Annotated in this window: 12 protein-coding genes; 8 read left to right on the top strand and 4 right to left on the bottom strand. The window is 62.0% G+C overall.

Annotated features, from left to right (window positions below):
- Positions 1-54: 54 nt before the first annotated feature.
- Entirely contained in the window at positions 55-957 is a 903-nt protein-coding gene (folD, locus tag ETW24_RS17935; RefSeq protein WP_129371741.1) for a bifunctional methylenetetrahydrofolate dehydrogenase/methenyltetrahydrofolate cyclohydrolase FolD, read from the top strand.
- A 97-nt stretch (positions 958-1,054) separates the two neighbouring features.
- On the opposite strand, the gene ETW24_RS17930 is transcribed toward folD, so the two are convergent.
- Positions 1,055-1,897, bottom strand: a complete 843-nt coding sequence (locus ETW24_RS17930; protein ID WP_129372300.1) for a DMT family transporter — start codon at positions 1,895-1,897, stop codon at positions 1,055-1,057.
- Between the two features lie 181 nt (positions 1,898-2,078).
- Between ETW24_RS17930 and tdm the strand changes: the two genes are divergently transcribed.
- A complete protein-coding gene (gene tdm / locus ETW24_RS17925; protein WP_129372299.1) occupies positions 2,079-4,448 on the top strand; it encodes a trimethylamine-oxide aldolase Tdm in 2,370 nt (789 codons plus the stop codon).
- A 29-nt stretch (positions 4,449-4,477) separates the two neighbouring features.
- The gene (locus tag ETW24_RS17920) at positions 4,478-4,894 is read left to right on the top strand and encodes a group II truncated hemoglobin (protein ID WP_129372298.1); all 417 of its coding nucleotides are present in this window, start codon (positions 4,478-4,480) and stop codon (positions 4,892-4,894) included.
- Between the two features lie 71 nt (positions 4,895-4,965).
- Here the strand turns inward: ETW24_RS17920 and ETW24_RS17915 are convergent, their stop codons facing one another.
- The 3 genes from ETW24_RS17915 to ETW24_RS17905 form a co-directional block, all read right to left on the bottom strand.
- On the bottom strand, positions 4,966-6,228 hold the full coding sequence (locus ETW24_RS17915; protein WP_129372297.1) for a glycerate kinase type-2 family protein: 1,263 nt from the start codon (positions 6,226-6,228) through the stop codon (positions 4,966-4,968).
- A 79-nt stretch (positions 6,229-6,307) separates the two neighbouring features.
- A complete protein-coding gene (locus tag ETW24_RS17910) occupies positions 6,308-7,285 on the bottom strand; it encodes an HpcH/HpaI aldolase/citrate lyase family protein (protein WP_129372296.1) in 978 nt (325 codons plus the stop codon).
- 177 nt (positions 7,286-7,462) lie between these two features.
- Positions 7,463-8,077, bottom strand: a complete 615-nt coding sequence (locus tag ETW24_RS17905; protein ID WP_129372974.1) for a response regulator transcription factor — start codon at positions 8,075-8,077, stop codon at positions 7,463-7,465.
- Positions 8,078-8,386: 309 nt separating this feature from the next.
- Here ETW24_RS17905 and ETW24_RS17900 point away from each other — a divergent pair, with 309 nt between their 5' ends.
- The 5 genes from ETW24_RS17900 (at position 8,387) to ETW24_RS17880 (ending at position 15,490) form a co-directional block, all read left to right on the top strand.
- A complete protein-coding gene (locus ETW24_RS17900; protein ID WP_129372295.1) occupies positions 8,387-9,637 on the top strand; it encodes an aminotransferase class V-fold PLP-dependent enzyme in 1,251 nt (416 codons plus the stop codon).
- 32 nt (positions 9,638-9,669) lie between these two features.
- Entirely contained in the window at positions 9,670-10,869 is a 1,200-nt protein-coding gene (locus tag ETW24_RS17895; RefSeq protein ID WP_129372294.1) for a malate--CoA ligase subunit beta, read from the top strand.
- Positions 10,866-11,759 (top strand): succinate--CoA ligase subunit alpha, encoded by an 894-nt coding sequence (sucD, locus tag ETW24_RS17890; RefSeq protein ID WP_129372293.1) that lies wholly within the window; start codon positions 10,866-10,868, stop codon positions 11,757-11,759. The genes ETW24_RS17895 and sucD overlap by 4 nt, the downstream gene beginning before the upstream one ends.
- Positions 11,760-11,858: 99 nt before the next feature.
- Positions 11,859-12,830 (top strand): 2-hydroxyacid dehydrogenase, encoded by a 972-nt coding sequence (locus ETW24_RS17885; RefSeq protein WP_129372292.1) that lies wholly within the window; start codon positions 11,859-11,861, stop codon positions 12,828-12,830.
- Positions 12,830-15,490, top strand: coding sequence for a phosphoenolpyruvate carboxylase (locus tag ETW24_RS17880; RefSeq protein ID WP_129372291.1), 2,661 nt, complete (start codon positions 12,830-12,832; stop codon positions 15,488-15,490). Before ETW24_RS17885 ends, ETW24_RS17880 begins: the two co-directional genes overlap by 1 nt.

Genomic DNA, 15,490 nt, shown 5'->3' with positions numbered 1-15,490 from the left:
AAAACGGACTGACGAAGGCAGGTCTCAGGCCTGCGGTAAAAAGGAAGAGATCAAATGGCAGCAACTCTGATTGACGGCAAGGCCTTTGCGGCCAAGGTGCGCGGCCAGGTGGCCGAACACGTGGCGCGGCTGAAAGAAGAGCACGGCATCACCCCCGGCCTGGCCGTGGTTCTGGTCGGCGAAGACCCGGCAAGCCAGGTCTATGTGCGCTCCAAGGGCAAGCAGACCGTTGAGGTCGGCATGAACTCGGTTGAGCACAAGCTGGATGCGGACACGTCCGAGGCGGATCTGCTGGCGGTGGTTGATCAGCTGAACAACGACCCCTCGATCCACGGCATTCTGGTGCAGCTGCCGCTGCCGGGGCATATGAACGAGGATCTGGTGATCAATTCGATCGCGCCGGAAAAGGACGTGGACGGGTTCCACATCTCCAACGTCGGCCTTCTGGGCACCGGTCAGAAATCGATGGTGCCCTGCACGCCCTTGGGCTGCCTGATGATGCTGCGCGACCATCATGGGTCGCTGTCGGGCATGGATGCGGTTGTGATCGGCCGTTCCAACATCGTCGGCAAGCCGATGGCGCAGCTCTTGCTGGGCGACAGCTGCACGGTGACCATCGCGCATTCGCGCACCAAGGACCTGGCCGAAGTGGTGCGCCGCGCCGACATCGTGGTGGCCGCCGTGGGCCGCCCGGAAATGGTGCCGGGCGACTGGATCAAGGAAGGCGCCACCGTCATCGATGTCGGCATCAACCGGATTGATGCGCCCGAAAAAGGCGAAGGCAAGATGAAGCTGGTCGGCGACGTCGATTTTGCCAGTGCCGCTGAGCGCGCCGGCGCCATCACCCCGGTGCCGGGCGGTGTCGGCCCGATGACCATCGCCTGCCTGCTTGCGAACACCGTCACCGCCTGCTGCCGCGCCAACGGTCTGAAAGAGCCCGAAGGCCTGACCGCCTGAGGCAGCGCCGCAGAACAGCATTGGCTGAGACTGCCTGCTTCCGCCGGACGCCTCCGGCGGGAGTATTTTTTGGAAAGATGAAAAAGGGGCCGGGCGTTTAAAAACCCAGGCAGGCGATCCCGCCGAATGTGACGGCGACGCTGATCCACTGCGCGCGGTTCATGCTTTCGCGAAGCAAAAGCCAGGCGAGCACTACGGTGACCAACCCGAAAAGCGAGGCGCTGACCGAGGCGAATTCCGGCCGGGGCAAGGAGCCGGAGTAGATCACCAAGCCAAGTGCAAAGGCATCGAGCGCACCCATCAGACAGAGCAGAGGCAGTATTTTGCGGCAGGGCAGCTGAACCATCCGGGCAATAAGTGCAAGCCCCAGAACGATCAGTATGGCAGCCAAGCGGGTCACGATGAGTACCGGCAATTCGGCGCCGGCTTGGGTGGCGGTTTGGCCGGTAGCAAAGGTCAGGGCAAACCCGATGGCCCCCGCGAGGCCCCAGGCCGCGGCCTGCAGGTTGACCGGGCTGCCGTCGTCTTCGGTTGAGAAGACGGCAATGCAGCCGACGCCGCCAACCACCGCAGCGATAGCAGCCCAATGGCCGGGACCAACCGGCTGGCCCTGCAGCATGGCCATGGCAAGTGACAGCACCGGGTAAGCACCGATCAACGGGGCCACCAGCTTAACCGGTCCCAATGCAAAGGCACGGTAGAGCGCGTAAGACCCAAGAGCATAGATGGCGCCGGAAAGGCCGGCCAGCCGGGCTGCGGACGGGGTCAGTTCCTGCCAGTCCCCAAAGGCCCAAGCCGCTGCCGCAATTAGAATCGCTCCGGTCAAAAACACGGTCAGCATGGCTGGCAGGATACCGGTTCTTTGCGAGATAAAGCGTACGCAAAAGTCATGAAGCCCCCAGGCAAGGGCCGCGGCCAGGCCAAGAAGCAACGAGTGCATCGGGCTTATCCTTTTGTTTGCGGCATTCACCCCCAGGAAAATGACGCATCCCGGGCATCTGCCATTTTACTGCAGAAAATCAACATGTTTGTTGATTAGAGTGGGGGAACGGAATATTCTTTTCAATAAATAAATATTCCGGCTGTGCAATTTTTGGCCGGTGTCCAACAGGAGATGCGCGATGAATGACATGAGCTTCCCTGAAGTTGCCAAAGGGCCGCCCAAGCCGTCCGGACTGTATCAGCCGTCGGTGTTTTCACTGCCCAAGGGGGCCGAGCGTTACGTCATCGAAGGTTGCGGTGCGATCCTGATCCGGGTGGAAACCGGCGATACGGTGACGGTGACCAATGACGAGGGCGGCCAGCCTTGCGAGATCGTCGCGGCTGACGGCAAAGGGCGCATTGATGCGGGCATCATCGGCGCGGCAGCCAACAGTGACGCCGGCGGTTTGAAGGCGCTGCTGACCTCGGCGGACCGGTCCTTGCGCGGCTTGCGGCTGGGGATGGAAACACGCGGTATCGACTTGGCGCAGGGCGGTGCGGTGCGGTTGTTTGATGCGGCGACGCCTGCAAAGACCGGGGAGAGCTTTACCGCGCAGCGAAATGGTGTGGTGATCATCGCCGCACCGGGCGGGATCATGGACTTTGAACAGCAGGATACGGCAACGCCGCTGACGGCTATGGTCAAGCGGGCGGTGATCAAGCAGGCGGCGCGGTTTGAATTGCCTGATCCGCTAGCTGATCCGGTGCTGGACCTGCGGGTTAAAAGCGCAACGGCTGAAGCCTATTTTGTGAAGGCCGGCGACTATATCCAGGTGCTTGATGTTGATGGGCGCCAATGTACGGATTTTCAGTGTTTTGCGGCCCGCAAGCTGGACAAGGGGATCGAGCATGCGCTGGACGTGACCACAACCCGGACGCTGATGGGCCATGCTTATCCGATGCCGGGGCTGCACGCGAAATATTATGACCAGGACATGCTGCCGCTTGTCGAAGTGGTGCAGGATACAGTTGGCCGTCACGATGCCTTTGCCCTGGCCTGTGCGGCGAAATACTATGACGACATCGGCTATCCCGGCCATGCGAACTGTTCTGATAACTTCAACGGGGTTCTGGCCCGGCACGGGGTGACGCCGCGCGCGGGCTGGATGGCAATCAACTTCTTCTTCAACACCGGCCTGGATGAGCACGGCGTGATGCATGCTGACGAGCCCTGGACCCGGCCCGGCGACTATGTGCTGCTCAAGGCGCTGACCGATCTGGTTTGCGTCAGCTCTGCCTGTCCGGATGACACCAGTGCCGCCAATGGCTGGAACCCTACCGATATTCACGTCCGCACGTACAGCGGCCAAGAAACTTTCAAGCGGGCGATTGCGTACCGCGCGACCCCTGAATCGGAGCCCAAGATGACCAAGGAAACCGGTTTCCACGACCGCCTCAGCAAGATGACCCGCAATTTCATCGAGTATAACGGCTATTGGCTGGCCAATTGCTATGCCAGTACCGGGCCGCTGGAAGAATACTGGGCCTGCCGCGAGAAATGTGTGCTGCTGGACCTGACGCCCTTACGAAAGTTTGAGATCCACGGTCCGGATGCAGAGGCGCTGTGCCAGTATATCTTTACCCGCAACATCAAGAAACTGGCAGTAGGACAGGTGGTCTATACCGCGATGTGCTACCCGCATGGCGGTATGATCGACGACGGTACCGTGTTCCGGTTGGGCAAGGATAATTTCCGCTGGATCGGCGGCTCGGACTATGGCGGAGAGTGGATCCGCGAGCAGGCAGAAAAGCTGGGGCTGAACGTTCTGATCCGCTCATCCACCGACATGCAGCATAATATTGCCGTGCAAGGCCCCGAGAGCCGGGACTTGCTGAAGAAGATCATCTGGACGATGCCGCATAACCCGGCGCTGGAAGAACTGGGCTGGTTCCGGTTCACGCCTGCACGCATCGGCGGTGAGCATGGTGTCCCGGTTGTGGTTTCGCGGACTGGTTACACGGGGGAACTGGGGTATGAGATATTCTGCCATCCGAAACACGCCAGCGATGTCTTCGACGCGGTTTGGGAAGCCGGACAGGACCACGGCATCCGCCCGATGGGGCTGGAGGCGCTTGACATGGTGCGGATTGAGGCCGGGCTGATCTTTGCCGGGTATGACTTCAGCGATCAGACCGACCCGTTTGAGGCGGGCATCGGCTTTACCGTGCCGCTGAAATCGAAAGAGGATGATTTTATCGGCCGCGACGCGCTGATCCGGCGCAAGACCACGCCAGCGCGCAAGCTGGTGGGGCTGGATGTCGATTCGGCAATTGACGTGGCGCATGGCGACTGTGTCCGCATTGGCCGGGCGCAAATTGGCGAGGTGACCTCTGCAATGCGGTCGCCGCTGCTGGGAAAAAATATCGCTTTGGCGCGGGTGGACGTATCCTGTTCAGAGGTGGGAACAGAGGTGGAAATCGGTAAACTTGATGGGCATCAAAAACGCCTGCCCGCCAAGATCGTACCCTTTGCCCATTACGACCCCAAGAAAACCCGGCCTCAATCCTGAGGCCGGCCGGTTCGGTGCACGGAGGTTACATGGCTCAGAAGTTGATTGAGCAGATCGGCGGCGAAGAGGTGATCCGCGCGCTGGTCGAGCGGTTCTACGATATTGTCGAGGAAACGGAAACCGGCGCCCGGATCGTCAAGCTGCACAAGCGCGGGCATGGGATGGACCATGCCCGGATGGAGCAGTTTAATTTTCTGTCTGGTTTTATGGGCGGGCGCCGGTATTACGAAGAAAAACACGGCCACATGGACGTGAAACTGATGCACGCCCATGTGCCCATCACTGAAAAGGACGCCGAGAACTGGCTCCAGTGCATGGATCAGGCGCTGGCGGACCTGTCCTTGGAAGGGCCGCATGTGGAGCGGCTGCGCCAGGTGTTCCGGCGGGTGGCGCTGATGCTGGTCAATGACCTTGCCGAGTGGGGCGAGGAGCGCGCGTCAGCTTGAGCGCAGCGCTGTTGCACTTTCGGGAGCCTCCGGCGGGAGTATTTTGCAAAGGTGAATGGATGGCTGTTTGATCAATCCGGCCGTCTAAGGAAGATTTGCACATCGGCCACATTGGTGCCGGTGCCGCCGGTGATCAGCAATGCGTCCACAGCCTTGAGAGCGGCAAAGCTGTCATTGTCGGCAAGCAGAGCGTCCGGGTCATGACCGGCGGCCTTGATCGCGGCCCAGGTGGCGGGGGTGGCGATGCCGCCAGCCGCGTCTGTAGGGCCATCACGCCCGTCAGTGCCGCCGGAGAGGAACAGCCAATCGCCATTCAGCCGATCGGCACCCAGTTTGGCAACGCGCAGGGCCAATTCCTGATTGCGCCCGCCAAGGCCTTGGCCGCGGAGCTGAACAGTGGTTTCACCGCCGAAGAACAATGCGGCAGGTTTGTCCTCGGGGGTGGCCTCTGCAGCCGCAACGACCGTTTCAGCGGCCATTGACACATCGCCAACCAGCCGGTGGGAGACCAGCTTGGGATTCCAGTCTTCGGCGGCTGCCGCCATCATCGCCTTGAGGCTGTGGCGGTTGGAACCGATCAGGGTGTTGGTGGCCGGGGGCGGGGCGTCCTTGGCCACCTCAGCGGCACTGAGGTGGTTTCTGACCGCCTCAGGCGCGCTGTCCCAGATGTCCGCCCGCTGCATGATTTCCCGCGCCTGAAAGCGTGTGCCGATGGGGGCCACGGTTGGGCCGGAGGCAATGGCGCGCAGGTCGTCGCCGATCACGTCTGACAGAATGAAGGCCTGCACTTGGGCTGGTGCGGCATGACGCAGCAGGCCGCCGCCCTTGGTGTCCGACAGCTGTTGGCGGATCAGATTCATCTCGTTGATTTCCAGCCCGGAGGCGAGCAGCAGTTTGTTCACTGCCGACTTGCCGGCCAGCGAGAGGCCGGGGGCGGGAGCCACCATCAGCGCGGAACCGCCACCGGAGATCAGCGCAATCAGCCGGTCATCGGGGCCCAGGGAGTGAGCCAGTTCCATGGCAGCCTGACCTGCGGCAGCGCTGGTTTCATCCGGCACCGGATGGGCGCCGCAAATCACTGTGGCGCCAGGAATTTCGGTGTAATTTTCCGGGTTTGTGATGGCCAGGGCCTGGGCGGTGCCGGGGATCAGCTCCAGCGCTTCGCGCATCATCGGGATGGCGGCCTTGCCCACTGCCAGCAGCACGTTTCTGCCGCCTTCCGGCAAGGCGGGGAGAGGGGAGGCTGTCAGTTGCGTCCGCAGCGCCCGGGCCGGGTCGGCCCGGTCTACGGCGGCCTGAAACAGGGCCTTGGCGGTGGTCAGCAATCCGGTCATCTGCATCTCCCTGGCGTAGCGGCATTCAGCCGCCCCAGTGGAACCGGGGCGGCGTAAGGTCTTGAAAACGAACGGCAGCTTAGGTGCCGGCGATCTGCTTGGCTTTTTCCACCAGCACTTCTGCCTGACGGATCGAAGCATAGTCAATCAGGCGGCCGTCCAGCGACACCGCGCCTTTGCCGGCGGCTTCGGCTTCGGCCATGGCTTCCAGAATGCGGTGTGCCTTGGTGATTTCGGCATCCGACGGCGACATCACCTCGTTGGCCAGTTCGATCTGGCTTGGATGGATCGCCCATTTACCTTCGCAGCCCAGAACCGCAGCGCGTTTTGCGGCGGCCTTGTAGCCATCCGGATCCTGGAAATCACCGAACGGGCCGTCGATCGGACGCAGACCGTTGGCGCGTGCAGCAACCACCATGCGGGCCAGCGCATAGTGCCACATATCGCCCCAATGCACCTCGCGGGAGCCGTCTGCGGCGGGGTCGGTCAGCACCGAATAATCGGGGTTCACACCGCCGATGATTGTGGTGCGGGCGCGGGTCGAGGCGGCATAGTCGGCAACGCCAAAATGCAGCGATTCATTGCGCTTGGAGGCTGCGGCAATTTCACTCACATTCTGCATGCCCAGAGCGGTCTCGATGATGTGCTCAAAGCCGATCCGCTTCTTCAGGCCCTTGGCGTCTTCGATCTGGGTGACCAGCATGTCGACGGCGTAGACATCGGCGGCGGTGCCGACTTTGGGAACCATGATCAGGTCAAGGCGTTCGCCTGCCTGTTCAACAACATCGACCACATCGCGGTACATGTAGTGGGTGTCGAGGCCATTGATTCGCACCGACATGGTTTTGTTGCCCCAATCGATGTCGTTCAGGCCTTGGATGATGTTTTTGCGGGCCTGTTCTTTTTCGTCCGGCGCAACCGCGTCTTCGAGATCCAGGAAGATAACGTCAACGTCAGATTTCGCTGCTTTTTCAAACATTTGCGGCTGGGATCCTGGGATCGCCAATTCGCTGCGGTTCAGGCGGCCGGGGGCTTGTTCGATGGTGTGGAATGACATGGGTTTGCTCCTCATTCGTGACGGGTTTTCGTCCTCTCCTCCCTAGGCATTCCCCATCAAGGTGTTTCCTGTCAAGAAAAAAGATTTCATTTAAATACATTCGCGCGAGTGTGCGCCCGCGCGTCGCGCTCTCGCGTACGTGCGCGTGCACACTCGCGCGAGGGCGGCACGCCGGGGTCATTGTTCGAGGTGGAAATCCCCCTTGGCTGCGCGGTTGGCGTAGTAGAACGCAATCGCCTGGGCGCGGTTCTTGACCGAGAGTTTTTCGTAAAGGTTCGACAGGTGGAACTTCACGGTGTTGGTGGAGATTTCCAGCTCCTTGCTGAGCTCCTTGTTGGTCAGCCCTTTCGACAGTGCCTCCAGCATTGTGCGTTCGCGGCGGGACAGTTGCTCGATCGGATCGGCCTGCAGACCGCGCACGTCGAGGAAGGGGAAAACCATCTTGCCCTCGGCGACGGCGAGGCAGGTATCCAGCACGTCTTCGACCGCGCTGGAGCGCGGCGCAAAGCCGGCCGCGCCCGCGCCCATCGCCTTGCGCGGCACGTCGCCGCTTTCGTCGGCGTAGACCACCAGCCGCGGCGCGTTGGCTTGCTCGCGCAGCACCTCGATCAGCTTGGCACCGCCAAGCGCGGGCAGATTCCAGTCGATAATCCCGACCTGAACCGGCACCCGCATCACCGTTCCAAGGAAGCCTTCGGCGGTGGCGGAGGTCGCGACCAACGAGAATCGCGGGTCCTTGTCGAAGATCTCGGACATCGCCGACAGCACCAGCGGATTTGCGTCAGCAAGCATGACCGAAATCGGGGAAACTTTGTCGCTTATAGGAGCCATTTGGTGCCCTTTTGTTGAAAACTACCTGAATGGGTAGGGTCAGTTTCGGTATGCAACGGTATTTTTACCGGTTTGGGTAGGTTTTATACCATCCTATTAGATACCCAAAAGCAGGATATAGGAATGTTGCGGGTTTTGTCGACCTAGGGTTTCCTTGGGTTAACAGATGTTGCACGACAGGAAACAATCCTTCCCACAGTGAAGACCACCGTGATGAAGGCCCGTGACCTCCGGCACATCGGCAACGGACACCAACAGAGGTTTGACCCGATGACAGAACCCACGATCTTCCCCAGCCTGGAAATCCCGGAAACCCTGGCCGCAGGCCCTGGCCCGGGCAATACCGACCCCCGCGTGCTGCAGGCCTTTGCCAACACCGGCCTGGCCGACCACATGCAGGCGGATGTGCTGCGCGGCATGATCGAGTGCAAGCAGATGCTTCGCGACCTTTGGGGCACTGCCAACACCTACACCTACGGCGTTGGCGGCACCGGCTTCTCGGGTCTCGATTGCATGCTGAACGCAATCCTGCCGGGCGACACCGTGGTTGCCTTCCAGAACGGCACCTTCTCGGGCATCGACGCGATGACTATCCGGATGAAGGCCGCCACCCGCGAGGAGCTGGCCGCCGACGCGATGAACCCGCAGCCTGCCTCTGTCACCGTAATCGACGTGCCGCATGGCGAGTCGGTCTCCGGCAAGCTGGTGGAACAGGTGCTGGCGGACAAGAAACCAAAGTGGGCCTTCATGGCACATTGGGAAACCGGCTCGGGCCGTATCAACGACCTCAAGGGCTTCTCGGACGCTTGTGAGAAGCACGGCGTGATGGGCCTGATCGACGCGGTGTCCTCGCTGGGCATCGAGGATTTTTCGATCGACGATTACCCGGGGGTGGCCGGCTGGGCGTCCTGCCCGCAGAAAGGCGTGCTCTGCCTGCCGCTGACCTATGCGCCGGTGTCTTTCACCGACCGCTACATCCAGACCGTGCGCGAGAACGGCTGCCATTCCTATGTCCACAACCCGATCCTGGAAGCCCGCCACTGGGGCATCGTGGACGGTCAGGACGTTGCGGCCGGCACTTACCACCGTACCCATTCCGGCTATGCGGTTGCCGCTTTCCACGAGGCGCTGCGCATCACCCTGCAGCATGGCCGCGCCCAGAAGGCCCGCGACTATGCCTTCCACGAGAAAGCCCTGCGCGATGCCGTGACCGCGATGGGTTGCGACGTGACCTCGAACATGACCAGCCTAGTGGTTTTGAACCTGCCCGGCGATCTGGCCGGCCGCGAAAAAGAGCTGGTGGGCAACTGCCGCGCCGTGGGCTTTGGCATCTGGCCAACCCTGTCGGAGCCGGTCCAGGTCCGCATCGGCATCCTGAACCAGATCACACCTGCCGCCATCACCGACATCGTCAACCGCTTCGGCAAGGCGATGAACGACATGGGGGCAAATGTCGACCTTGAGGCGATCAACGCCCTGCTCGACCAACATTACACAGCAGCTCTTGAGCCCGCTGAGTAATAGATTTCCGCATCCATGAGGAGGAGAGGACCATGGATATCCACGAATATCAGGCCAAGGAAGTTCTTAGCAACTTCGGCGTGACGGTTCCGCCGGGCGCGCTGGCCTACAGCCCTGAGCAGGCGGCCTATCGCGCGCGGGAACTGGGCGGCGACCGCTGGATCGTCAAGGCTCAGGTTCACGCAGGCGGCCGCGGCAAGGCGGGCGGTGTCAAACTGTGCAACTCGGAAGCCGAGATCTATGAGGCGACCGAGAACCTGTTCGGCAAGAAGCTGGTGACGCACCAGACCGGACCCGAAGGCAAAGGCATCTACCGTGTCTATGTCGAAGGTGCAGTGCCGATTGCCCGCGAGATCTATCTTGGTTTTGTGCTGGACCGTTCCAGCCAGCGGGTGATGATCGTTGCCTCGTCCGAAGGCGGCATGGAGATTGAGGAGATCTCCGCCGAGCGCCCCGAATCCATCGTGCGCTCGACTGTTGAGCCGGCCGTGGGCCTGCAGGACTTCCAGGCGCGCGAGATTGCCTTTGCCTTGGGCATCGAACCGGCGATGACGCAGCAGATGGTGCGCACCCTCAAGGGCTGCTACCAGGCGTTCTCCGAACTGGACGCCACCATGGTTGAGATCAACCCGCTGGTGGTTACCTCGGACAACCGGGTCATTGCGCTGGACGCCAAAATGACCTTTGACGACAACGCCTTGTTCCGTCACCCGCAGATAGCTGAGCTGCGCGACAAGTCCCAGGAAGACCCGCGCGAAAGCCGTGCTGCTGACCGCGGCCTGTCTTATGTCGGCCTGGAAGGCAACATCGGCTGCATCGTGAACGGCGCAGGCCTGGCGATGGCGACCATGGACACCATCAAGCTGGCCGGCGGCGAGCCTGCCAACTTCCTGGACATCGGCGGCGGCGCCACACCGGAACGGGTTGCCAAGGCGTTCCGCCTGGTGATGTCCGACAGCAATGTGCAGGCGGTTCTGGTCAACATCTTCGCCGGTATCAACCGCTGCGACTGGGTGGCCGAGGGCGTTGTTCAGGCGTTGCGCGAAGTTGAGGTCGACGTGCCCGTTGTGGTCCGCCTTGCAGGCACCAATGTGGAGGAAGGCCAGAAGATCCTGGCACAAAGCGGCCTGCCGCTGATCCGCGCAACCTCGCTGATGGAAGCCGCTGAGCGGGCCGTCGGCGCGTGGAAAAACGACCTCGACCAGAACACTCGTGTGAGGGCAGTTAAATGAGCATCCTTCTTGATCGCGAAAGCAAAGTCATCGTTCAGGGCATCACCGGCAAAATCGCCCGGTTCCACACCAAGGACATGATCGAATACGGGACCAACGTTGTCGGCGGCGTGGTGCCGGGCAAGGGCGGCGAAACCGTCGAAGGCGTACCGGTCTTCAACACCGTGAAAGAAGCGGTGGAGGCCACCGGCGCCAATGCCTCCTTGGTGTTTGTGCCGCCGCCGTTTGCTGCCGACTCCATCATGGAAGCGGCGGATGCGGGCATCAACTATTGCGTCTGCATCACTGACGGCATCCCGGCCCAGGACATGATCCGGGTGAAGCGCTATATGTACCGCTATCCCAAGGACAAGCGGATGATCCTGACGGGGCCGAACTGCGCGGGCACCATCTCGCCGGGCAAGGCGCTGCTGGGCATCATGCCGGGCCATATCTACCTGCAGGGCACCGTGGGCATCATCGGCCGTTCGGGCACCCTAGGCTATGAAGCCGCTGCGCAGCTGAAAGAGCTGGGTCTGGGCATCTCGACCTCGGTCGGCATTGGCGGCGACCCGATCAACGGCTCCTCCTTCAAGGATATTCTTGAGTGGTTCGAGAAGGATCCGGAAACCGAGGTCATCGCGATGATCGGTGAAATCGGCGGCCCGCAGGAAGCGGAAGCCGCAGATTACATCAAGAACCACGTGACCAAGCCGGTTGTGGCCTATGTCGCGGGTCTGACCGCACCCAAGGGCCGCACCATGGGCCACGCGGGCGCGATCATCTCGGCCTTCGGCGAGAGCGCTTCCGAGAAGGTGGAGATCCTGTCGGCGGCCGGTGTGACCGTTGCCGAAAACCCCGCCGTGATTGGTGAGACCATCGCAAGCGTGATGAAAAAGAACGCCGCCTGATCCGGCTTTGGGTCAGGCGCGACGCTCCACCCCTGGCCTGGGGCAATGGCAGGGGTGGAGCGCATTAATAAAGCATAAGCACGACAGGGAGATGAAATCATGGCAAAGCCCAAGGTTCTGGTGACCCGCCGCTGGCCCGCCGCAGTCGAGGCGCAGCTTTCTGAAGCCTTTGATGCTGTGCTGAACACTGGCGACAAGCCATTGAGCGAAGCGCAACTGCGCGACGCAATGAGATCCTATGACGCTGTACTGCCGACGGTGACCGACAAGATCCCGGCCAGTGCGTTTGATATCACTAAGCCCCAGGCACGGATCCTCGCTAACTATGGTGTGGGCTGCTCTCATATTGATATGCCCAGTGCGGCAGGCCACGGCATGACTGTGACCAACACCCCCGATGTTCTTAGTGAATGTACTGCCGACATCGCCATGACGCTGCTTTTGATGGTGGCCCGCCGCGCAAGTGAAGGTGAGCGTGAAGTGCGTGCCGGTGAATGGACCGGCTGGCGTCCGACCCATCTGGTCGGAACCAAAGTATCCGGCAAAACGCTGGGTATCGTCGGCTTTGGCCGTATCGGCCAGGAAATGGCCCGCCGCGCGCATCATGGCTTTGGCATGAAGATCGTGGTGCAGAACCGCTCCCGCATGTCGCCGGACATTCTGGCCCGCTACAACGCTACTCAGGCCGACAGCCTGGAAGAGCTGATGCCGCAGTGCGATTTCGTGTCACTGCACTGCCCGGGCGGTACCGCAAACCGGCATCTGATTAACACCCGGATGCTGAACCTGATGAAGCCGGGCGCATTCCTTATTAATACCGCCCGCGGCGAGATTATCGACGAGCTGGCCCTGTCCCGCGCCCTATGGTTCGAAACCATTGGCGGCGCCGGGCTGGACGTGTTCGATGGCGAACCGCGCATCAACCCGGATCTGATGGACTGCGACAACCTGGTGATGCTGCCGCACTTGGGCAGCGCCACCCGCGAGGCGCGCGAGGCGATGGGCTTCCGTGTGCTCGACAACCTGACTGATTTCTTTGCAGGTCGCGAGCCACGGGACCGGGTGATGTGATGGGAGATCCTGCTGAAACCGCGGACGCGGAGTACACCGGCGCAGGTTATGCCGCCGAGCTCCGCACCGAATTGCACGCTCTTTGGCTGGATGTCCTGCGCCAGCGCGCGCCTGCGGTGGCAGAGCGGGCCACCGGCGAGCCTGCCTGGGATCTGTCCGATGGCCAGCACGCGACCGCCTATATGCAGGCGTTCAACATCTGGTTCCAGCTGCTGAAGATCGTCGAGGAAAACGCCGCCATGCGCGACCGCCGCATGGCCGAAACCCAGGATGGCCCGGAAGTGGTCGAAGGCAGCTTTGCCCGCGCCCTTGATCTGGCCGGTGAGCTGGCAACGCCTGAACGGCTGCAGGAGGTCGCGGGCCAGTTCTCCATCGGCCCGACCCTGACCGCGCATCCGACCGAAGCCAAGCGTGTCACGATTCTGGAAATTCACCGCCGCATCTACCGCGGGCTGGTGTCGCTGGAGGCCAAGCGCTGGACACCGCGCGAACGCGCAGGCCTGCTGGAGGATCTGCGTTCGGAAATCGACCTGCTGTGGATGACGGGCGAGCTGCGCCGCGACCGGCCCAGCCTGCAGGATGAAATTCAATGGGGGCTGCAATTCTTCCGCGACAGCCTGTATGAGGCGGTGCCGCAACTGTTCGAGCGCTACATCGCCGCTGCCGAACCGCGGCTGGGTGAAAGCGCTGATACGCCCTGTCTTAAGTTCCATTCCTGGATTGGCGGCGACCGCGACGGCAATCCGAATGTGACGGTGGATGCCACGGCGGCAGCGCTGACCGCGAACCGCGCAGCCATTCTCAAGCGCTACCAGAAGGCGCTGGCCACCGCTGCTGAACGAATTTCGATCTCTGCCGCCGTGTTTGCACTGCCTGACAGCGCCTCCAGCCGGCTGGCAAAAATCATCAAGGCGGCGCCGGGCGCTGCCGGCCTTGCGGCTCGCAACCCGGGCGAAGTCTTTCGCCAGGCGCTGACAGCTATTCATGCCCGTATCAAGGCAACCGCCGCCGAGCAAACCGGTGCCTATGCGCATCTGGGCGATTTCGTCAGCGATCTCACCCGGCTTGAGGAAGCGCTGGAGGAAATCGGCGCCAACCGGCTGGCGGCCCGTTACGTGCGTCCGATCCGCTGGCAGGCCGATGTCTTTGGCTTTCGCACAGTGACGCTGGACATCCGGCAGAATTCCACTGTGACCACTGAAACGCTGACTGAAATCTGGTCGCGCTCCGGCCAGGTGCCGGAACTCGGCAGCGCCGAATGGTCGGCGCGCCTCCGCTCTGAGCTGGGCAGTGCTTCGCTGCCCTATATGATGCCGGATGAATTGAGCCCGCAAAGCGGCGAACTGCTGAAACTGCTGCGGCTGATGCGCGATGCCGGTGCCGGCGAAGACCCGCATGCGATGGGGCCGTTTATCCTGTCGATGACCCGCTCTACAGATGACCTGCTCGGCGTCTATCTGCTGGCGCGTTACGCAGGCTTTGGCGCCGAAAAGGCTGCGCTGAAAGTTGTGCCGCTGTTTGAAACCATCGGCGACCTTCGGGCGGCCCCTGGCATTCTCAACGGCCTCTTGGACGTCCCCTTCGCCCGCCGCTCGCTGAAATCCGGCGACAACCGGATCGAGGTGATGCTGGGCTATTCGGACAGCAACAAGGACGGCGGTTTCCTTTGTTCCACCTGGGAGCTGGAGAAAGCGCAGCGCCTAATCACCCGCACCTTGGCCGCGCATCGGATGAAGCCGGTGTTCTTCCACGGCCGCGGCGGTTCGGTCTCACGCGGCGGAGCGCCTGCTGAACGCGCCATTGCCGCCCAGCCCGCGGGCACCATCGCAGGCCAGATGCGGATCACCGAGCAGGGCGAGGTGGTCAGCTCCAAATACGCCAACCGCGGCACCGCTCTGCATCAGCTGGAATTGATGGCGTCCTCGGTCCTGCGCCATTCGCTGCAGGAAGGCACGCCGCCAGTGAGTCCAGAGCATGACGACGCGTTCGAGGCCCTCGCCGGCATGTCGCAGGCGGCCTATTCCAACCTTCTGAACGCGCCCGGCTTCCTGGACTACTTCCAGCAGGCCAGCCCGGTAGAAGAGCTGGCCATGCTCAAGATCGGCTCGCGTCCCGCCCGCCGCTTCGGCGCGGGCTCACTGGATGATCTGCGCGCCATCCCTTGGGTCTTTGCCTGGTCGCAAAACCGCCACATGATCACCGGCTGGTACGGCTTCGGCTCGGCGGTGGCCAGTTTCCGCAAGTTCCGCGGCGCGCGCGGCGATGGGGTTCTGCAGGACATGTTCCGTAACTCTCCACTGTTCCGCCTGGTGGTGGACGAGGTCGAAAAGACCCTTCTGCAAAGCGATATGGAGATTGCTTCGGATTACGCTACGCTGGTGCAGGACGCGGAAATCCGCGAGCGTATCTTCGGCACCATCCGCAAAGAATACCAATTGGCCCGAGAGGCGATTCTGTTCCTGACGGGTGACAGCAGCCTGGCCGGCCGCTTCCCGCGCTTGCGCGCCCGCTTTGGCCGGGTTGAGCCCATGCTGCGCGAAATTCACAAAACCCAGGTGCGTCTCCTGCGGGAAGAGCGCGCCGAGAAGCCTTCAACAGTGCCGGTCCCGCTGATGCAGTCGATGAACTGCGTCGCCGCGGGGCTTGGCTGGACAGGATAG

The organism is Leisingera sp. NJS204, assembly GCF_004123675.1.
In the GTDB taxonomy this organism is placed as follows: Bacteria; Pseudomonadota; Alphaproteobacteria; order Rhodobacterales; family Rhodobacteraceae; genus Leisingera.
This window is presented reverse-complemented; position numbering and strand designations above follow the sequence as displayed.